Origin of the sequence: Streptomyces sp. CBMA123, assembly GCF_014596465.1 — a bacterium.
Taxonomy (GTDB): domain Bacteria; phylum Actinomycetota; class Actinomycetes; order Streptomycetales; family Streptomycetaceae; genus Kitasatospora.
This window is the reverse complement of record NZ_MECK01000168.1, coordinates 1-19,444: the sequence shown is the minus strand read 5'-3', so window position 1 is coordinate 19,444 and position 19,444 is coordinate 1. Positions and strand designations below refer to the sequence as shown.

The following is a 19,444-nucleotide window of genomic DNA, read 5'->3' as shown; positions in this document are numbered from 1 at the left end:
TCACCGCTCCTGGTCGGCGGGCAGCTGGTAGACCCGTCGGATGCTGGTGCCGAGCCGCGAGACGTCCGCGCCGTACACGTGGATGGAGATGGCGGTGCTGGTGCACGCGTTGCGCACCAGGTGGATGTCGCCGGGCGGGGCGAAGGCCGCGACCGTCCCGGCCGGGCCTGCCACGTGCTCGGTCTCGACCAGTCGGGAGCTGCGCCCGTCGGAGACCAGTCGGTAGCGGGTCTCGCTCTCCTGGCCCTGGTGGACACCCGCCACGCACCAGGAGACGTGGTCGTGGATCGGGGTGCACTGGCCGGGCAGCCAGACCAGGGCGACGACGGAGAAGCTGCCGTCGGCCTCGGCGTGCAGGACGTGCTGGCGGTAGCGCTGCGGGTCGCCCTCGCGCTGGGCGGGGGTGAGCAGCGCGTCGGGTCCGTCGGCGGCGGCGTGCAGGTGCGGGGCGAGGCGTTCGCCGACCAGGTAGGCGGTGAGTTCGGGAGGCAGTCCGCGGTCCACAACGGCGCGGATCTCACTGACCAGTGCGGTCATCCGCTCGGTGAGCCGGTCGCTGCCGACCGTGGCTGAGGGTGTCATACGAGCAGGTTGCGACCCATGGACCTATCACGTCCAAGGAGGTTTTCTAAGCATTACCCCCATACGTGCTTATGGGTCCGAGCCCCGGCTCAGCACCCGACCCGACTGGCCGCCGCCTGCCGCAGGTGGTCCAGCACCAGCCCGGTGGCCGGGATCCGCCGGTGCTCGCGCAGCACGTACGCGCTCACCTGCCGCCGCAGGTGCGGCTCGACGGCCCGCCCGGTGACCTTGCGGTGGCACATGAAGGAGAGCACCAGCGCGGGCATCAGCGCGATCCCGACCCCGGCGGCGACCAGGCTCTGCACCGCGAGGTTGTCGTCGGTGGAGAACACGATGTCCGGCGCGAAGCCCTCCTCCGCGCAGACGTGCAGCAGGTTGGCCCGGCAGCGCGGGCAGCCGGCGATCCAGCGCTCGCCGTCGAGGTCGGCCAGCCGGACGGCGTGCCGGCGGCCGAGCGAGTGCCCGACCGGCAGCAGCACGGTGAGCAGGTCCTCCATCAGCGGGATCTCGTCCAGCCCGTCCGGCACCTCGGTCGCCTGGCCGGGGTAGCGGAAGGCCAGCGCGATGTCGCACTCCCCGCGCAACAGCCGCTGGACGGAGTCCGGCGGCTCGGCCTCCAGCAGCTCGACCCGGACGCCGGGGTGCTCGGCGAGCAGCCGGGCCATCGCCTCGGGTATCAGGGTGGCGTTGGCGCTGGGGAAGGCGCAGACCCGCACCCGCCCGGCGCGCAGCCGGGCGAGCGCGGCGAGCTGCTGCTGGGCGGCGGAGAGGCTGCCGAGGATCAGCCCGGCGTGCCGGGAGAGCGCCTCGCCCGCCTCGGTGAGCCGCAGTCCGCGCCCGGCGCGGGTGAACAGCGGGACGCCGACGGTGCGTTCGAGGGCCTTCATCTGCTGGGTGATGGCGGGCTGGGTGTAGCCGAGTTCCCGGGCCGCCGCCGAGTAGGAACCGGCCCGGACGACCTCGTGGAACGTCCTGATGTGCCGCGAGTCGAACACCGGCTCCATGGCCCCTCCGCCCGGTCGTCTGCCGCCTGCCCTCGCAATCATAAGAGGAATTTGGAGGTCCCGGGTTCGACCTCATCCGCACCTATGGTTCAGTCCCGAACCATGCTCCCCTCCCCGCAGGCCCGCCCAGCCCCCGCCTCGACGCGGAAGCCCTCCCCCACCCGCGGAAGCCCTCCCCACCCGCTCACGCCTGCGCCGACGGCGGCAACCCCATGGCCACCCCCGCCTTGGCCACCGGCGCCCCGCCCCGCACGCTCGGGCTGCGCCGGCTGCGCCGCTCGACCCAGCGGGCGAGCCAGGACAGCAGCAGACACATCCCGATGTAGATCGGCGCGATCACCATCACCACCGGGATGAACGGCAGGTCGTAGTCCAGGTTGGTGGCGATCAGCTTGCCCGCGTGCAGGAACTCCTCGAAGGTGATCAGGAACCCGAGCGAGGTGTCCTTGAGCGCGACCACCAGCTGGCTGATGATGGCCGGCAGCATCGCCCGGTTGGCCTGCGGCACCAGCACGTACGCCATCACCTGGGTCTTGCGCATGCCCAGCGCGTACGCCGCCTCCCGCTGCCCCTTGGGCACCGCGAGCACGCCGGCCCGGAACACCTCCGCCAGCACCGAGCCGTTGTAGAGCACCAGCCCGGCCACCAGCGCCCACAGCGGCTGCGCCTTGAGCGCGACGAAGATGAAGAAGATCATCACCAGCACCGGCATGGCCCGGAAGAACTCCACCACCAGCGTGGAGACCCAGCGCACCGCCCGGTGGTCGGACAGCCGCCCGGCCGCGAACACCGCGCCGAACGGCAGCGCGAACAGCACCGTCCAGCCGAAGGCTCGCAGGGTGTTGCCCAGCCCGCGCAGCAGCAGGTCCTGCACGCCCCGGTACTCGAAGGGCTCCCACTTGGCGTAGGTGAACTGGTGGGTGTGGAACAGCATGTAGACGACCCAGCCGATCAGCGCCGCGATCAGCAGCAGCGCGATCCCGCCGTACAGCCGGTGCCGGGCCAGCGCCTTCGGGCCGGGGATGTCGTACAGCGCCGAGGATTCGACCGTCATCGGGACACCGCCACTCGTCGTTCCAGCAGGTTGAAGACGGCGCTGATGGTCAGGGTGATGATCAGGTAGCCGACGGCGATCCAGACGAAGGTCCAGATGATGCTGTAGCCCAGCTCGTTGATGGTCCGGTAGGTGCCCAGGAGCTCGGTGACGCTGAAGGAGCCGGCGATCGCCGTGTTCTTCGCCAACGCGATCATCACACTGCCGATCGGCGCCACCACCGAGCGGTACGCCTGCGGCAGCACCACCAGGCCCATCGTCTGCCCGAAGCTCATGCCCAGGCTGCGGGCCGCCTCGCCCTGCCCGGTCGGCACGGTGTTGATGCCGGAGCGCATCGCCTCGCAGACGAAGGCCGAGGTGTAGCAGCCGAGGGCGAGCACGGCGAAGGTGTAGAAGGGCAGCGTGATGTTGAACCGGGGCAGCCCCAGCACCACGATGAAGAACAGCAGGGTCAGCGGCGTGTTGCGCAGCAGCGTCACCCACACCGTCCCGAACACCCGCAGCGGCCGGACGGGCGAGACCCGGAAGCCCGCGATCAGTACGCCCAGCACCAGCGACAGCACGGCGCTCACCGCGAACAGCGAGATCGTGCCGAGGAAGCCTTCCCAGTAGGTCGACCAGTTGTCGGTCAGCGTTTTCACGGCGCGGCCCTCTCAGTACCGGTCGATCGGCGGCGGGGTGGGCGCGGGCTCCCCGGACAGGCCGAGGGTCGCGTCGAAGGCCTTCTTCCAGTCACCGTTCTGCTCGTGGTGCGCCAGCGCGTCGTTCAGCGCCCCGCGCAGCACGGTGTCGTTCTTGGGCACGCCGATCCCGTACGGCTCGGTCGAGAACAGCGGGCCCACCACCTTGAGCTCGTCCGGCACCTTGGCCGCGTAGCCCAGCAGGATCGCGTTGTCGGTGGTGACGGCGTCCACCTGGCCGGTGATCAGGTTGTCCACGCAGGCCGAGTAGGTGTCGTAACCGATCAGGTGCGCCTTGGGGTACTGCGACTGGATGCGCTGGTACGGCGTCGAGCCGGCCGCCGAGCAGACCTTCTTGCCGTTCAGGTCCTGCGGGCCGTGGATGCTGTTGTCGTTCTTGCGCACCAGCAGCGACTGCCCGGCGACGAAGTACGGCCCGGCGAAGCCGACCAGCTTCTTGCGGTTGTCGTTGATGGTGTAGGTGCCGACGTAGTAGTCCACCTGGCCGTTCTGCAGCGCGGTCTCCCGGTTGGCCGAGGCGATGGTCTTGAACTGGATCTTCTCCGGCGGGAAGCCGAGCGAGGCGCCGACCATCTTGGCGATCTCGATGTCGAAACCGGAGTACACGCCGGTGGCCGGGTTCTTCTGGCCCAGGTAGGGCTGGTCCTCCTTGGCACCGACCACCAGGTGGCCCCGGCTGCGGGCGGCGTCCAGGGTCGGCGAGCCGGTGATCCCGGAGGCGTCCTGCACCTGGTAGCTGGGCAGCGCGCTGGGCTGGGGGCCCTTGGGCGGCGGGGTGCCGGCCTTGCCGCAGCCGGTCGCCAGCACGGCGAGCAGCAGGGCGGCGGCCAGGAGTCCGCGCGCCCGCGCGGCGAGCGTCGTCATGGGGTTCACGGCGCCGCCCTCAGTGCTTCAGGATCTTGGACAGGAAGTCCCGGGCGCGCTCGCTCTCGGGGGCGCCGAAGAAGGCCTCCGGGGCGCGGTCCTCGACGATCCGGCCGTCGGCCATGAACACCACCCGGTTCGCGGAGGCCCGGGCGAAGCCCATCTCGTGGGTGACCACGACCATCGTCATGCCCTCGCTCGCGAGCTGGCGCATGACGTCCAGCACCTCATTGATCATCTCGGGGTCGAGGGCCGAGGTCGGCTCGTCGAACAGCAGCGCCTTGGGCTCCATCGCCAGCGCGCGGGCGATCGCGACCCGCTGCTGCTGGCCGCCGGAGAGCTGGGCCGGATACTTGGCGGCCTGCGCGGCCAGGCCGACCCGCTCCAGCAGCGCGTGGGACTTGGCGTCGGCCTCGGCCTTGGGGCGGCCCCGGACCTTGGTCTGGGCGAGCGAGACGTTCTGCAGCACGGTCTTGTGCGCGAACAGGTTGAAGGACTGGAACACCATGCCGACCTCGGCGCGCAGCCTGGCCAGCCCCTTGCCCTCCTCGGGCAGCGGTTGGCCGTCGATCAGGATGGTGCCGCGCTCGATCGGCTCCAGCCGGTTGATCGCCCGGCAGAGCGTGGACTTGCCGGAGCCGGACGGACCGATCACCACGACGACCTCGCCGCGACCGACCGTCAGCTCGATGTCCTGCAGCACGTGCAAATCGCCGAAGTGCTTGTTGACCCCGCGCAGCTCGATCAACGGGGTGAAGGCCGAGGACCCGGCCGGGGCCGGTTCGGGGGCGGTGCTCACCGGCCGCGCCGTCCCTTCAGCAGCCAGCCCAGCACACCGCCGGCGACCAGCGTCGCCAGCAGCGCGATCCAGAGCGGCGCGGTCACGGTGAACACCCAGAACTGGATCTTGACCTTGTCGAGGTTGGCGAACAGGAACCACACCGCGAGGATCACGATGACACCGATCCCGATGTACCGCGTGGGGATCCCGCCGATCTCGCTGCGCTGGGCCCGGGACGAGCCGTCTGAAGTCTTGGTCACCGGAGCAGTCTGCTGGCCGGGGTGACGATTTGCCCGGCTACGCGCCCTTACGGGCAAGGGAGTAACCCGCACGGGGCAATCCGGCCCCGCACGGGTTTCGAACCCCCGCTACACTGCCCCGCCGGCCGGACGGCGGGGCCCATCGCGCCCGCTAGCGTTCGTCCCGCCAGGAGCGCCACAGCGACGCGTACGGGCCGCCGGCCGCGACCAGCTCCGGGTGGCTGCCGTACTCGCTGATCCGCCCGCCCTCGACCACCGCGATCACGTCCGCGTCGTGCGCGGTGTGCAGCCGGTGGGCGATGGCGATGACCGTCCGGCCCTCCAACACCCGGGCCAGCGAGCGCTCCAGGTGCCGGGCGGCCCTCGGGTCCAGCAGCGAGGTGGCCTCGTCGAGCACCAGGGTGTGCGGGTCGGCCAGCACCAGTCGGGCCAGGGCGAGTTGCTGGGCCTGCGGCGGGGTCAGCGAGGTGCCGCCGGAGCCGACCTCGGTGTCCAGCCCCTCCGGGAGGGCGTCCACCCAGGCCCCGGCGTCCACCGCGTCCAACGCGGCCCGCAGTTCGGCGTCGTCCGCCTCGGGTGCGGCCAGGCGCAGGTTGTCCCGCAAGGTGCCGACGAACACGTGGTGCTCCTGGTTGACCAGGGCGACCTCGGACCGCACCCGCTCGGCCGGCATCCGGGACAGCGCCGCCCCGCCGAGGGTGACGCTGCCGCGCCCGGGCGCGTAGATCCCGGCCAGCAGCCGCCCGAGCGTGGACTTTCCCGCCCCGGACGGGCCGACCAGCGCGACCCGGCTGCCCGGCGCGACGTCCAGGCTGATCCCGTGCAGGACGTCCGCGCCCTCGCGGTAGCCGAAGCGGACGTCCCGGGCCTCGACCCGGCGGCCGTCCGGGCGGGCCGACTCGTCGCCCTCGTGCTCCGGCACCTCGTGCACCCCGACCAGCCGGGCCAGCGAGGCCTGTCCGATCTGCAGCTCGTCGTACCAGCGCAGGATCAGGTCCACCGGGCCGGTCAGCATCTGGGCGTACAGCACGCCGGTGGTCAACTGGCCGACGGTGAGCCAGCCCTTGAGGGTGAACAGCCCACCGACCACCAGGGTGGCCAGCACCGCCGAGGTGTAGACCGCGTCGATGGTCGGGAACCAGACCGAGCGCAGCCACAGGGTGTAGCGCTCCCAGGCCAGCCACTCGCCCAGCTTGCGGTCCGTCAGCCGGACCCTCTGCTCGCCCAGGCGCAGCGCCTCGACCGTCCGCCCGGCGTCCACCGTCTCGGCCAGCACGTTGCTGACCGCCGCGTACCCGGCCGCCTCGTTGCGGTAGGACTGCGGCGCGCGCCGGAAGTACCAGCGGGAGCTGACCAGCAGCAGCGGCAGCCCGACCAGTGAGGTCAGCGCGAGCAGCGGCGAGGTGACCAGCAGGGCGCCCAGCACCAGCAGCAACGACACGACCGCCACGGCGAGTTCGGGCACCGCCTCGCGCACCGACTTGTCCAGCCGGTCGATGTCGGTGGTCCCCCGGGAGACCAGGTCCCCGGTGCCGGCCCGCTCCAGCACCCCGGTCGGCAGCGCGACCGAGCGGACCAGGAAGTCCTCGCGCAGGTCGGCCAGCACACGCTCGCCGAGCACCGAGCCCCGCATCCGGGACCAGCCGGTGAAGGCGGACTGCACCGCCAGCGCCAGCAGGTACCAGCCGACCGCCACCGCGATGGTGGCCTCGGCGGTGCCGGTGGCCAGCGACTCGACCAGGCTGCCGAGCACCCACGGCCCGACCAGCCCGGCCAGGGTGGCCATCGAGTGCAGCGAGACCACGGCGGCGAACCCGCTCCGGTGCCGCCGCGCCAGCACCCCCAGGTACCGCCGCACGGCGGCCGGGGAGCCGACCGGCAGGGTGGTGGCCGGCCCCTGCTCCTGATGGACGGGGGGCTTCATGACGTGCTCCTCACGTACGGGGTCGGACGGTTGACGACGGTGCTCATACCTGCGCGGCCCCCTCCATCTGCGCGGCCTCCTCGTCCCGGGTGACCACGGCCCGGTAGGCGGGTTCGGTGCGCATCAGGTCACCGTGCCGACCGGCCGCGACCGCCCGACCCCCGCGCAGCAGCACCACCCGGTCCGCCTGGTCCAGCAGCAGCGGACTGGTCGCGAACACCACGGTGGTGCGCCCCGCCCGGATCTCCCGCAGGCCGGTGGCGATCCGGGACTCGGTGTGGGCGTCCACCGCGCTGGTGGGCTCGTCCAGTACCAGGACGGGCGGATCGGCCCGCAGCGCGCGGGCCAGGGCGAGCCGCTGGCGCTGCCCGCCGGAGAGTGAGCGCCCGCGTTCGGTGATCCGGGCGAGCATCGGGTCGCCCGCGCACTCCGGCGAGCCGTCCACCAGCGCCTCCAGCACGTCCTCGGAGCGGGCCGCGGCGAGCGCCTCGGCCACCGGGACCCGGCCGGAGGACGGGATGTCCAGCAACTCGGCCAGCGTGCCGGAGAGCAGCACCGGCTCCTTGTCGTGGACCAGCACCACCGCCCTGGCCTCGACCAGCGGCACGGTGTCCAGCGCGGTGCCGCCGAGCCGGACGGAGGGCAGCTCCGGCTCGCCCTCGGCCGAGGGGACGTGGCCGCCGAGCCGCTCGGCGAGCGCCCCGGCGAAGTCCGGGTCCCCGCAGACCACCGCGGTCAGCTCGCCGGCCCGGGCGGTCAGCCCGGTGGCCGGGTCGTGCAGGTCGGACCTGCCCGGCCGGGTCAGCGTGCCCTCGGCCGCGCCACTGGTCCGGCTGAGCGAGAGCACCCGCACGGCCCGTCCGGCGGAGACCCGGGCGACGCTCCAGGCGTGCGCGGCCTCGCCCAGGATCCGCAGCGGCGCGGCCAGGAAGGCGGTCGCGCCGTACACCGCGATCAGGGTGCCCACGCCGAGCTCGCCGGAGGCGGCCAGCCGGGCGCCGTACCACGTCACCCCGACCACGAACAGGCCCGGCAGCAGCACCTGTTGGGCCTGCATCAGCGACCACAGCCGGGCCGAGCGCACCGCCGCCGCGCGGACCTTCTGGGAGGCCGCCCGGTACCGCTCCAGGAAGAGTTCCTCACCGCCGATCCCGCGCAGCACCCGCAGCCCGGCGACGGTGTCGGCGGCCAGTTCGGTGGCCTTGCCGCCGAGTTCGCGCTGCTTCTCGTAGCGCCGCTCGAACGGCCCGATCAGCGGCCAGACCGAGGCGGCCAGGACCGGGACACCGAGCAGCACCCCGATCCCGAGCACCGGCTCGACCACCAGCACCACCGAGCTGACGACCAGCCAGACGATCACCGCGGCCCTGACCCGGGCCACCAGTTCGACGTACCAGCCGATCCGCTCGACGTCCCCGCTGCCGACCGCGACCACCTCGCCGGTGGCGATCCGCCGGGACAGCCCGGCGCCGAGGTGCGAGGCCTGCCCGGCCACCAACTGCCGTACGTGGCAAGCGGCGTGGATCCAGTTCCAGACCGCCTGCCGGTGCAGCAGCACGGTGCCCACCGACGCGGTGGCGGACAGCAGCAGCGCGAGCGCGCCGGCCCGCCAGATTCCGCCGGCGTCGCCGTCGAGGACGGCCTGCACACCGTGCCCGAGCGGTATCGGCAGCGCGGCCTGGGCGCCCATCTCGACCAGCGCCCAACAGGTGGCGCGGATCTGACCGCGCCGCTGGGCGCGCTGCAGCCAGCGCAGGAAGGCCAGGGGTGAGGAGAGGTCGGGACTGCCGGGGTCGGCCAGCGGCAGGGGGGTGAGCGGCATGACACTCCGATGCGAAGGGTGCGGGAGGTACTGGAGGTGCAAGACACGCAGGACGTGCGGGACACGCAGGAGGTGCGGAAAGTGCGGAGTCGCAGGGGCGGGGAGGTGCGCGGACACGGCGGCGCGAAGGAGCACGACTGCCCCGGGGGCGCACGACCACCGGAGCCGGCCGCGCACGAACGCGCGCAGCCCGTACGGAGGGCCGCCCCGCTCACGCACCGGAACGGGCAGCGGACGTGCGGCGCACTGGCGCGGCGACGTAGACGCGTCCGGTGGGGGCGCCGGACGGGCGGGGGATGGGTACGAAGGACCCGGGTCTCAGGAGGTCATGCCCGCGAGCCTGCCAAGCCCGGTGTGACCCGCGCAACAGGTTTTCCGCCGCCTCGTCCGCGCCACTCCCGCAGTACGGCCCCGGCGCACGCCACGCCGTCGTAAAGCTTCGCCAAAGATTCCCCCGAACGGCGGGAACAATGGTGCCGGGGTGCCAGTTGCCCCCACTGGAACCAACGGACAACCAGGAAGGCACCCCTTCCCCGTGAGCAACATCCCCAGCGTCACCCTGAACGACGGCGCGAAGATCCCCCAGCTCGGCTTCGGCGTGTGGCAGGTCGAGGACGCCCAGGCCACCCCCGCCGTGCGCACGGCGATCGAGGCGGGCTACCGCTCGATCGACACCGCGGCGATCTACGAGAACGAGGTCGGCACCGGCGCGGCCATCACCGAGGCACTGGCGGGCGGCCTCGCCCGCGAGGACCTCTACGTCACCACCAAGCTGTGGAACTCCGGCACCCGCGACTGGTCCGGCGAGCAGGGCCGCGACGCGGTGCTGCGCGAGTTCGACGCCTCCCTGGAGAAGCTCGGCCTCGACTACCTCGACCTGTACCTGATCCACTGGCCGCGCCCGATGCACGGCACCTTCCTGAACGTCTGGAAGGCCCTGGAGCAGCTGAAGGAGGGCGGCCGGGTCAGGTCGATCGGCGTCTCCAACTTCGGCCCCGAGCAGCTGACCCGCCTGCTGGACGAGGCCTCGGTCGTCCCGGTGCTGAACCAGGTCGAGCTCCACCCGTACTTCCCGCAGGAGGAGCTGCGCGCCTTCCACGCCGAGCACGGCATCGCCACCGAGGCGTGGAGCCCGCTGGGCCAGGGCGGGGACCTGCTCGCCGAGCCCGCGCTGGCGAAGATCGCCGAGAAGCACGGCCGCACGGTCGCCCAGGTGGTGCTCCGCTGGCACCTGCAGAGCGGCGTGATCGCCATCCCGAAGTCGGTCACCCCGTCGCGCATCCGGGAGAACCTCGACGTCACCGGTTTCGAGCTGGACGCCGAGGACATCGCGGCCATCGCCGGTGTCGCCACCGGCAAGCGGATCGGCCCGGACCCGCAGGGGTTCGACTGGAACTGACGTCCGCCGTGGGGGCGCCGGCCGATCAGGCCCGGCGCCCCCGACAACGACAGTCCTGACTGTCGGTCATATCGAAGTACCGCTCATTCCCCGCAGGGACGAGCGGCACTTCGGTGTGTCCGGATTCACCGACGCCAACGGTCGGCCGTTGCCGACGGCCGTGAGCGTCAGGAACTTTGGTGAATCGTTTTGGCTGTTGTTACCAAAGCTTGGGCTAGAGCCTGCCCGCCTTGGCGATGAGCGCGAGCGCCGCCTCGTGCTCCTCCACCGCCAGCGGCGCGAGCAGCAGCCGCTGGACTTCGGCCACCCCGGCGGCCGAGCGGTGCAGCAGGTCCTGGCCCGCCGGTGACAGCGAGAGCAGGTTGCGCCGCCCGTCCGAGGGGTCGCGCCGACGCTGCACCAGACCGCGGCGCACCAGCCGGCTGACCATCTCGGCCATCGTGGCCTTGTCCAGCGAGGCCAGCTCGCCGACCGTGCGCTGGTCCGCGCCCGGCTCCTGCTCCAGCGCGTCCAGCACGGCGTACTGCGGAGCCGTCAGCTCCGCACCGACGTGCTCCGACCAGAGCTTGGTGTGCACCTGCTGGCCGACCCTGATCAGGTAGCCGATCGCCCGCTGGGCGTCCAGTATCGGCCGCGCATCGGTGAAGACGGCGACGGCCGCGGGTTCCAGCCTGGCTATCTTGGCCATCACCCGGACGATCTCGACCTGCTCGTCCGGCGTGAGCGGCTCGAACAGCACCCGCTGGACGCGGACCACACCACCGGTGGCCTCGCGCACCGCCTGGGCGCCGCTCTGCGAGAGGGCGAGCAGTTTGCGCCGGCCGTCGGCCGGGTCGCGCCTTCGCAGCACGAGGCCGCGGCGGACCAGCCGCGCGACCATCTCGGCCATCGTGGCCTTGTCGAGCGAGGCACGCTCGCCGACGGTCCGCTGGTCCGCGCCCGGTTCGAGGGCGAGCACCAGCAGGACGGCGAACTGCGGAGCCGTGAGATCGGCTCCGACGTGCTCCGACCACAGCCGGGTGTGGACCTGCTGTGCAACGCGAATGAGGTGTCCGGGCGACTGCTGCAGTCGCGCGGACACGCGGGTTGTCGGGATCTCCCCCAGCACCATGTATCCGTCCCGATGTCACACCCGGTGTGTGTGGGACACCCGGGTGGGGCAGTAACGGCGAGTGGGCGTCCAGCTATGAGGGAGGGCGCTCCAGCCGTGCAGCCGGTGGCTGCTGGCGGACACTATACAAACGGCTGGCCCTTGCTGGCAGGCAGGGGCGGATAGTAGACGCAGGTTCGGCAACATTGGCATATTTACGCGCTGCCACACTGTTGCAGTAACCCGTTCTCAGCAGAAAGCCGACCGGTCGGTCCTTACCGACCGTCACCTGCGCCTCTCCACCCTGGTCGCCTCCCCTACCCGCCGGTAGGGTATGGGCACCCTCTCCGGGGGCACTCCCCCGGAGGCACCCCCGAGAGAGACGAGAGCGCGCATGACCGAGCAGAGCACCGCCCCCCGGGTCGCGGTCGTCACCGGCGCCGCCCGCGGCCTGGGCGCCGCCACCGCCGTCCGGCTGGCCGCGGACGGCTACGCGGTGGCCGTCCTGGACCTGGACGAGGCCGCCGGCAAGGACACCGTCGACCGGATCACCGCCGCCGGCGGGCGGGCCCTGGCCGTCGGCGCCGACGTCTCGGACGCCGAGCAGGTCCAGGCCGCCGTCGACCGCGTGGCCGCCGAGCTGGGCGCGCCGGTCGTGCTGGTCAACAACGCGGGCGTACTCCGCGACAACCTGCTCTTCAAGATGTCCGAGTCCGACTGGGACACGGTCATGAACGTGCACCTGCGCGGCGCCTTCCTGATGACCCGCGCGGTGCAGAAGCACATGGTCGACGCCGGCTTCGGCCGCATCGTCAACCTGTCCTCCTCGTCCGCCCAGGGCAACCGCGGCCAGGCCAACTACTCGGCCGCCAAGGCCGGCCTGCAGGGCTTCACCAAGACTTTGGCCATCGAGCTGGGCAAGTTCGGCATCACCGCCAACGCCGTCGCCCCCGGCTTCATCGCCACGGACATGACAGCGGCCACCGCGGCCCGGGTCGGCATGGACTTCGAGGACTTCAAGCGGGCCGCGGCCTCCCAGATCCCGGTCCAGCGGGTCGGCGAACCCGAGGACGTCGCCAACACCATCGCCTTCCTGGCCGGCGAGGGCGCCGGCTTCGTCTCCGGCCAGGTGATCTACGTCGCGGGCGGCCCCCTCGACTGAGCACGGAACCTACACAGGGTTACCACGGGGTGGGAAGCCGGGCGAACCGGCCTCCCACTCCGTTTTCTTTACCGGGGCTTTTGAAGAATCATTCGAAGACCACACTGGCATTCGATCCTGGAATACTGGATATCACTCCCCGAGCCACCCGCCGACGGCCCGATTGTCGATTTCCCGGGAAAATGACAATTCCCTCCGGAATAGCCTCGGCCAGATGGGTATGGTCACCCCGTGCAATCCAGAAGTACCGCCGCTCGCATTCCGCGCCAGGGTCCGGAACGCCGCAGCGCCGACCGTCGGGAACTCCCGGGCCCCGACCGTGCTCCCGACCGGGTCCCCGGCCCGACCACCGGCCCCGGCCCGACCACGCCCGGCCCGACCGACCTCGGCCGAGCCACCGGCCCCGGCCCGGCCGTCCCCGCCCCCGGCGAACCCGGCTGGCCCCCGATGAGCCGCCGCCGGGCCGCCCTGTTCGCCGCCACCTTCGCCGCCTACCTCCTGGTGCTGGCCGGCGTCCTGCTCAACACCGACCTGGTCGACCTCGACTGGTCGGTCCGCCTGCTGCGCCCCTATGACCGGTGGCCCAGCCTGGAACCGCTGCTCAACACCTGGGTGGTCGCCGGCCAGCGCGGCCCCAGCGCCATCGCCGCCTTCGCCTGGCTCCTCTGGCGCGCCCACCGCCTCGGCCGACTGCGCCCGCTGCTGGTGATGGGCGTCGCCCTGCTGCTGCTCAACGTCACGGTCGGCGCGGTCAAGATCGTCACCGGCCGGCTCGGCCCGCACTACGCCCAGTACGTCGGCTCGCCCGAGCTGTTCTCCGGCGGCACCATCTTCCCCTCAGGCCACACCGCCAACGCCGTGGTCACCTGGGGCGTGCTCGCCTACCTCGCGGTCCGCTGGCGGCGCACCGGCACCGTGATCGCCGCCGCCACCGCCTGCTCGATCGGCCTGACCACGGTCTACCTGGGCACCCACTGGGTCTCCGACGTGCTGGCCGGCTGGGCCGCCGGACTGCTGGTCCTGCTCTCGCTGCCGCTGCTGGAACCCCTGGTCGCCGTCGCCGAACAGCGGCTCCACCGCCGGTTCGCGCGGTGAACGCGATGAACGCGCTGAACGCGCTGAGCACGCTGGAGCGCGTCGAGCACACCGAGCCCCGCCGCACGGCCGACGCCTACCCCTCCCAGCTGCGCTCGACCACGCCGTTGCGCACCGTGAGGTTCAGCCGCCCCTCCCGGTACTCCATGGTCATCAGCTGCCCCGGCTCCAGCACCCGGACCGAGGCCCAGCCGTGCCGCCGGGCGAGTTCCCGGGCCCGCTCGATCCGCAGGCCCGCGTAGCCCTCGGCGTCCTCCCCCGTCGTGCCCGCGTCCCCGGCGTCCGACCCCGTCATCGTGCCTCCCCGGCTCTCCCCCACGGACGTACGCTGGAATGGTAGCCCTCACCCGCGCGCCCCGGAGGTGAACGAGCATGCGCACCACGACCCCTCGGCGACGGTGGCGCAGCGGCACCGAGCCGGCCACCGCCCGCAGCGACCTCAAGCTCCGCTACCTGCTCTCGCTGATCTTCACCCCGCTGTTCGCGCTAGGGACGGCGGGCTTCGCGCTGTGGGCGGCCTCCTCCCCGGTCGACGGCGCGCCCAGCCGGGGCACCCTCACCGGCTTCGCGATCGCCCTCGGGCTGCTCACCCTGTTCGCCGTCGTCGATCTCGTGGTGGTCGTCCGGCGCCGCCGGACCGAGCTCTGACGCGGTGTCTCCCACGGAGTGGGAAGTCGGCCCGTCCGACTTCCCACTCCACACGGCGTTACCGGTTTCCGACCGCCTGCTTCACCAGCGTCCGCCCGAAGTCCCACATCAGGCCGTTCCCCCGGTGCGCTTCGTCCATGATCTCGGTGAACGCGTCGACGAACCGGTCCACGTCCCGATCGGTGATGATCAGCGGCGGGATCAGCTTGATCACCTCCAGGTGGTCCCCGGACACCTGGGTCAGGATCCGGTGCCGCTGCAGCAGCGGGACGACCACCATCTGCGCGAACAGCCCCTTGCGCGCCGCCTGCAGGGCCGTCCAACCGGTGCGTAGCTTCAGCGACTTGGGCCGGCCGAACTCGATGCCGATCATCAGCCCGCGGCCGCGCACCTCGGCGAGCAGCTCGTACCGGTCGACCAACGCCGTCAGCCGCTCGCGGAACCGGTCGCCGACCTGCCGGGCGTTCTCCACCACCTTCTCCTCGCGCATCACCTCCAGGGTCGCCAGCCCGGCCGCCATCGCCTGGGCGTTGGACCCGAAGCTGGCCGAGTGCACCAGCACCCGGTCCATCGAGGAGTACACCTTCTCAAAGATCCAGCTCTTGCCGAGCGTCGCCCCGATCGGCACGTACCCGCCGGAGAGCGCCTTGGCCGCGCACACCAGGTCGGGCAGCACGCCGTCCTCGTGCTGGTAGGCGAAGAACTCGCCGGTGCGCCCGATCCCGGTCTGCACCTCGTCGCAGATCAGCAGCGCCTTGTGCTCGTGCAGCAGCGCCTGGGCGGCCCGCAGCCAGCCGGGCGGCGGCGCCTGGACGCCCTTGCCCTGGATCGGCTCGACGATCAGCGCGGCGACGTCGCCGCGCTTCAACTCCTTGGCCAGCGCTTCGATGTCGCCCAGCGGGATGGCGGTGTCCGGCAGCAGCGGGTCGAAGCCCTTGCGGAAGCCGTTCTCCCCGTTGACCGACAGCGAGCCGGTGGTCAGCCCGTGGAAGGCGTGGTCGGCGTAGAGGACGCGCTTGCGGCCGGTGGCGTAGCGGGCGAACTTCAGCGCGGTCTCCACCGCCTCGGTGCCGCTGTTGCCGAAGAACACCCGGTCCAGCCCGGGCGCGTACGACAGCAGCCGCTCGGCGAGCAGCCCGGGCAGCGGCGAGCAGTCGAAGCGGACCAGGTCCGGGAGGTCCAGGTCCATCACCTGCTGGACCGCCGAGCGCACCGCCGGGTGGTGCCGGCCGAGCGCGAAGATGCCGAAGCCGGCCAGCATGTCGAGGTACTCGTTGCCCTCGGCGTCGTAGAAGTACTGGCCCTCCGCGCGCTCGTAGTACTTGTCGAAGCCGATGGCGTGGAGCATCCGCGGCAGCTGCGGGTTGAGGTAGCGGCTGTGCAACTCGTAACGCTCACCGCCGCGTTCGGCGAGGAGGGCGGCGAGGTCGAAGGCGGGGCGGTCGGGGTCAGCTGGCATGGCGCGGGTTCGCTCCTCGGGTCGGTAGCAGGCTCTTGGCGAAGACGGCGGTCTGGGCCGCGACCCCGGTGCCGGTCAGGCCGGCCTCCTCCAGGATCTCGCCGCGGGCGGCGTGGCCGAGGAACTCCTGCGGCAGGCCGAGCACCCGGACCGGGACGTCCACGTCGGCGTCGCGCAGCGCCTGGGCGACAGCCGAACCCACGCCGCCGGTACGGCCGTTGTCCTCGACGGTGACCACCAGCCGGTGGGCGGCGGCGAGTTCGGCCAGCGCCGGATCGACGGGCTTGACCCAGCGCGGGTCGACCACGGTCGCGGTGAAGCCCTCGGCGAGCAGCAGCCGGGCGGCGTCCAGGCAGGCGGCGGCGGTGGCGCCGACGGCGACCAGCAGGATCTCCGGTGCCGGTCCGGTGCGCAGCAGCACGTCCGTGCCGCCGATCCGTTCGACCGCCTTGACCACCGGCCCGACGTTGCCCTTGGGGAAGCGCACCACGGTCGGCGCGTCCTCGACCTCGACAGCCTCGCGCAGCTGGGCCCGCAGCTGTTCGGCGTCGCGCGGCGCGGCGAGCCGCAGCCCGGGGACGACCTGGAGGATCGACAGGTCCCACATGCCGTTGTGCGAGGCGCCGTCGGAGCCGGTCACCCCGGCCCGGTCGAGCACGAAGGTGACGCCCAGCCTGTGCAGGGCGACGTCCATCAGGACCTGGTCGAAGGCCCGGTTCAGGAACGTCGCGTACACCGCCACCACGGGGTGCAGCCCGCCGGTGGCCAGGCCCGCCGCGCTGGTGACGGCGTGCTGCTCGGCGATCCCGACGTCGAAGGTCCGGTCCGGGTACGCCTTGGCGAAGGGCGCCAGCCCGACCGGCTGGAGCATCGCCGCGGTGATCGCCACCAGGTCGGTCCGCTCGCCGCCGAGCGCGAGCAGTTCCTCGCCGAACACCGAGGTCCAGGAGACCCCGGCGCTGGGCGAGATCGGCAGGCAGGTGTACGGGTCGATCGGGTTGACGGCGTGGAAGCGGTCCGCCTCGTCCTGCTCGGCGGGCCGGTAGCCGCGCCCCTTGACGGTCAGGCAGTGCACGATGACCGGGCCGCCGAAGTTCCGGGCCTGGCGCAGCGCCTGCTCGACCGCGCCCAGGTCGTGGCCGTCGATCGGCCCGAGGTACTTGAGCCCTAGGTCCTCGAACATGCCCTGCGGCGCGAAGGCGTCCTTGAAGCCCTTCTTGGCGCCGTGCAGCGCGTCGAAGATCGGCTGGCCGACCAGCGGGGTGCGCTGCAGCGCCTCCTTGCCGAGTGCGAGGAAGCGCTCGTAGCCCTGGGTGGTGCGCAGGGTGGCCAGGTGGTTGGCGAGGCCGCCGATGGTCTTGGCGTAGGAGCGCTCGTTGTCGTTGACGACGATGACCAGCGGCCGCTCACGGGCCTCGGCGATGTTGTTGAGCGCCTCCCAGGCGAGCCCGCCGGTGAGCGCGCCGTCGCCGATCACCGCGACGGTGTGCCGGTCGTGCTGACCGAGCAGCTGGGCGGCCTTGGCGAGCCCGTCGGCGTAGGAGAGCGCGGTGGAGGCGTGCGAGTTCTCGACCAGGTCGTGCTCGGACTCGGCCCGCGAGGGGTAGCCGGACAGGCCGCCCTTCATCCGCAGCTTGGAGAAGTCCTGCCGGCCGGTGAGCAGCTTGTGGACGTAGCTCTGGTGGCCGGTGTCGAAGACGATCCGGTCGTACGGCGAGTCGAAGACCCGGTGCAGCGCGATGGTGAGCTCCACCACGCCGAGGTTGGGCCCGAGGTGGCCGCCGGTGCGGGTGACGGCGTCGATCAGGAAGTCGCGGATCTCGTCGGCGAGCAGCGGCAGTTCGGCGGCGGGGAGCTTGCGCAGCTCGGCCGGGGACGTGACGCGGGAGAGCAGTGCCATGGGTACACCTCACGACTCGGAGCGGTGCGGTGGTGCCTCCGCCCGGCGGGGCGGGGCCGGCCCGGGCACGACGGCCCGGACCGGACGGGAACTCTGGGCGGGGACCCAGGGCGGGAACTCTGGGCAGGACGGCTTCGGGGCGGGCGGTGCCCGGCCCGGGCTCAGCGCACGCGCTTGGAGCTGACGGTCTCGGTGATGGCGCGCAGCGACTGCTGGAGCGAGCCCATGGTGGCGAGGACGGCGGTCGGCTCGTAGCCGCAGTGGGCCATGCAGTTCTCGCAGCGCGGGTCCTTGCCGCGCCCGTACTTGCTCCAGTCGGTCTTCTCGACCAGCTCGCGGTAGGTCGGCACGTAGCCGTCGGCCATCAGGTAGCAGGGCCGCTGCCAGCCGAACAGCGAGTAGTTGGGGATGCCCCAGGGGGTGCACTCGAAGTCGGCCTTGCCCTCCAGGAAGTCCAGGAAGAGCGGGCTGTGGTTGAGGCGCCAGCGCTTGCGGTTGCCGCCGGCGAAGGCTTTGCGGAAGAGCTCGCGGGTCTGCTCGACGCCGAGGAAGTGCTCCTGGTCGGGGGCCTTCTCGTAGGCATAGGCCGGGGAGATCATCATCTCGTCGACCTGCAGCTCGTCGTTGAGGTAGTCCATCACGTCGATGACGGTCTGCGGGGTGTCGGTGTTGAAGAAGGTGCTGTTGGTGGTGACCCGGAAGCCGCGGCGCTTCGCCTCCTTGATCGCCGCCACCGCCTCGTCGAAGGTGCCCTCCTTGGCCACCGACTCGTCGTGCCGCTCGCGCAGCCCGTCGATGTGCACGGCGAAGGTGAAGTACGGCGAGGGCTTGAACTTGTCCATCTTCTTGCGCATCAGCAGCGCGTTGGTGCAGAGGAAGACGTACTTGCGGCGCTCCACCAGCTGCCGGACGATCTCGTCGATCTGCGGGTGCATCAGCGGCTCGCCACCGGCGATCGAGACCATCGGGGCACCCGACTCCAGGACCGCGCCGACCGCCTGGGCGACGGGCATCCGCTGCTTGAGGACGCCAGCCGGGTGCTGGATCTTGCCGCAGCCCTCGCAGGCGAGGTTGCAGGCGAACAGCGGTTCCAGCTCGACGATCAGCGGGAACTTGTCCCGTCGCTTGAACAGCTTCTGCTGCATCAGGTAAGTGCCGACCCGCACGGTCTGGCGCAACGGCATGGCCATGGCTAGCTCGCCTCCTGGGGGAGCGTCGAGGATGTGGGGTGGTTCAGGTCTGCGGAGCGGGGGCGGGGGCCGGGCTCCTGTCGGTACCAGTCGACCAGGGCGGGCACCGTCGCCCGCAGGGTCCGCCAGGCGCGCACCCCGGCCGGCAGCGTGCCCGGCCGCAGCAGCTCGTGCTCGGGGGTGTCCACCACCACCCGCAGCACGGCGACGGGCAGCACCGGGCGCACCTCCCGCAGCGCGGCCAGCACGGCGGCGGCCTCCATGTCGACGGCGAGCGCCCCCTGCAGGTGCAGGGCGCGCCGCTCGATGCCGCGCACCACGTGGTCGGCGGTGTGGTGCACCCCGGTGTGCGCGGTCAGGCCCTGCTCCTTGAGCGCCCGGGCCAGGTCCGGCCCGGAGTCGACCGGGTAGAGGTGGCCCTCGGCGTCGCGCACGCCGTCCGCGGCCACCACGTCGCCCGGGGCCACACCCGGTCCGACGGCGGCGCCGAAGCCGGCCACCACGACCGC

General features: G+C 72.1%; 18 protein-coding genes and 1 pseudogene. 4 read left to right on the top strand and 15 right to left on the bottom strand.

What is annotated here, in order from left to right; translation table 11 throughout:
- The 9 genes from BG452_RS19950 to BG452_RS19910 all read right to left on the bottom strand — a co-directional run bounded on the left by BG452_RS19950 (window position 1) and on the right by BG452_RS19910 (window position 8,992).
- Window positions 1-582 (bottom strand): cysteine dioxygenase family protein, encoded by a 582-nt coding sequence (locus tag BG452_RS19950; protein ID WP_188305690.1) that lies wholly within the window; start codon window positions 580-582, stop codon window positions 1-3.
- A gap of 89 nt (window positions 583-671) precedes the next feature.
- Window positions 672-1,577 carry a LysR family transcriptional regulator gene (locus tag BG452_RS19945; RefSeq protein ID WP_188305719.1) on the bottom strand — a complete coding sequence of 302 codons (906 nt, stop codon included), beginning with the start codon at window positions 1,575-1,577 and terminating at the stop codon, window positions 672-674.
- Window positions 1,578-1,770: 193 nt separating this feature from the next.
- Complete coding sequence (locus tag BG452_RS19940) at window positions 1,771-2,640, bottom strand: amino acid ABC transporter permease (RefSeq protein WP_188305689.1); 870 nt, start codon at window positions 2,638-2,640, stop codon at window positions 1,771-1,773.
- On the bottom strand, window positions 2,637-3,281 hold the full coding sequence (locus BG452_RS19935; protein ID WP_188305688.1) for an amino acid ABC transporter permease: 645 nt from the start codon (window positions 3,279-3,281) through the stop codon (window positions 2,637-2,639). Before BG452_RS19935 ends, BG452_RS19940 begins: the two co-directional genes overlap by 4 nt.
- A 12-nt stretch (window positions 3,282-3,293) precedes the next feature.
- The gene (locus BG452_RS19930; protein ID WP_188305687.1) at window positions 3,294-4,205 is read right to left on the bottom strand and encodes a glutamate ABC transporter substrate-binding protein; all 912 of its coding nucleotides are present in this window, start codon (window positions 4,203-4,205) and stop codon (window positions 3,294-3,296) included.
- A 19-nt stretch (window positions 4,206-4,224) separates the two neighbouring features.
- A complete protein-coding gene (locus BG452_RS19925) occupies window positions 4,225-4,953 on the bottom strand; it encodes an amino acid ABC transporter ATP-binding protein (RefSeq protein ID WP_188305718.1) in 729 nt (242 codons plus the stop codon).
- A gap of 47 nt (window positions 4,954-5,000) precedes the next feature.
- Complete coding sequence (locus tag BG452_RS19920) at window positions 5,001-5,246, bottom strand: lipopolysaccharide assembly protein LapA domain-containing protein (protein WP_188305686.1); 246 nt, start codon at window positions 5,244-5,246, stop codon at window positions 5,001-5,003.
- A 151-nt stretch (window positions 5,247-5,397) separates the two neighbouring features.
- Window positions 5,398-7,170, bottom strand: coding sequence for an ABC transporter ATP-binding protein (locus BG452_RS19915; protein ID WP_188305685.1), 1,773 nt, complete (start codon window positions 7,168-7,170; stop codon window positions 5,398-5,400).
- Window positions 7,171-7,213: 43 nt separating this feature from the next.
- The gene (locus BG452_RS19910) at window positions 7,214-8,992 is read right to left on the bottom strand and encodes an ABC transporter transmembrane domain-containing protein (RefSeq protein ID WP_188305684.1); all 1,779 of its coding nucleotides are present in this window, start codon (window positions 8,990-8,992) and stop codon (window positions 7,214-7,216) included.
- Window positions 8,993-9,527: 535 nt separating this feature from the next.
- Here BG452_RS19910 and BG452_RS19905 point away from each other — a divergent pair.
- Window positions 9,528-10,391 (top strand): aldo/keto reductase, encoded by an 864-nt coding sequence (locus BG452_RS19905; RefSeq protein WP_188305683.1) that lies wholly within the window; start codon window positions 9,528-9,530, stop codon window positions 10,389-10,391.
- A gap of 214 nt (window positions 10,392-10,605) precedes the next feature.
- Here the strand turns inward: BG452_RS19905 and BG452_RS45800 are convergent, their stop codons facing one another.
- The gene (locus BG452_RS45800; protein ID WP_317621142.1) at window positions 10,606-11,472 is read right to left on the bottom strand and encodes a MarR family transcriptional regulator; all 867 of its coding nucleotides are present in this window, start codon (window positions 11,470-11,472) and stop codon (window positions 10,606-10,608) included.
- Window positions 11,473-11,875: 403 nt separating this feature from the next.
- Here BG452_RS45800 and fabG point away from each other — a divergent pair, with 403 nt between their 5' ends.
- Window positions 11,876-12,643 (top strand): 3-oxoacyl-ACP reductase FabG, encoded by a 768-nt coding sequence (gene fabG / locus BG452_RS19890; protein ID WP_188305682.1) that lies wholly within the window; start codon window positions 11,876-11,878, stop codon window positions 12,641-12,643.
- 231 nt (window positions 12,644-12,874) lie between these two features.
- A complete protein-coding gene (locus BG452_RS47725; protein ID WP_317621141.1) occupies window positions 12,875-13,738 on the top strand; it encodes a phosphatase PAP2 family protein in 864 nt (287 codons plus the stop codon).
- 76 nt (window positions 13,739-13,814) lie between these two features.
- On the opposite strand, the gene BG452_RS19880 is transcribed toward BG452_RS47725, so the two are convergent.
- A complete protein-coding gene (locus BG452_RS19880; protein WP_188305681.1) occupies window positions 13,815-14,033 on the bottom strand; it encodes an I78 family peptidase inhibitor in 219 nt (72 codons plus the stop codon).
- A gap of 77 nt (window positions 14,034-14,110) precedes the next feature.
- On the opposite strand from BG452_RS19880, the gene BG452_RS19875 reads away from it, so the two are divergent.
- Window positions 14,111-14,386 carry a DUF6343 family protein gene (locus BG452_RS19875; protein WP_188305680.1) on the top strand — a complete coding sequence of 92 codons (276 nt, stop codon included), beginning with the start codon at window positions 14,111-14,113 and terminating at the stop codon, window positions 14,384-14,386.
- Between the two features lie 58 nt (window positions 14,387-14,444).
- On the opposite strand, the gene BG452_RS19870 is transcribed toward BG452_RS19875, so the two are convergent.
- The 4 genes and pseudogenes from BG452_RS19870 to BG452_RS19855 all read right to left on the bottom strand — a co-directional run.
- On the bottom strand, window positions 14,445-15,845 hold the full coding sequence (locus BG452_RS19870) for an aspartate aminotransferase family protein (protein WP_188305679.1): 1,401 nt from the start codon (window positions 15,843-15,845) through the stop codon (window positions 14,445-14,447).
- Entirely contained in the window at window positions 15,835-17,745 is a 1,911-nt protein-coding gene (gene dxs / locus BG452_RS19865) for a 1-deoxy-D-xylulose-5-phosphate synthase (RefSeq protein ID WP_188305678.1), read from the bottom strand. The genes BG452_RS19870 and dxs overlap by 11 nt, the downstream gene beginning before the upstream one ends.
- Window positions 17,746-17,906: 161 nt before the next feature.
- Window positions 17,907-18,935, bottom strand: coding sequence for an adenosyl-hopene transferase HpnH (hpnH, locus tag BG452_RS19860; RefSeq protein ID WP_188305677.1), 1,029 nt, complete (start codon window positions 18,933-18,935; stop codon window positions 17,907-17,909).
- Between the two features lie 2 nt (window positions 18,936-18,937).
- Window positions 18,938-19,444: pseudogene (locus BG452_RS19855) on the bottom strand (hypothetical protein); the annotation flags it as partial.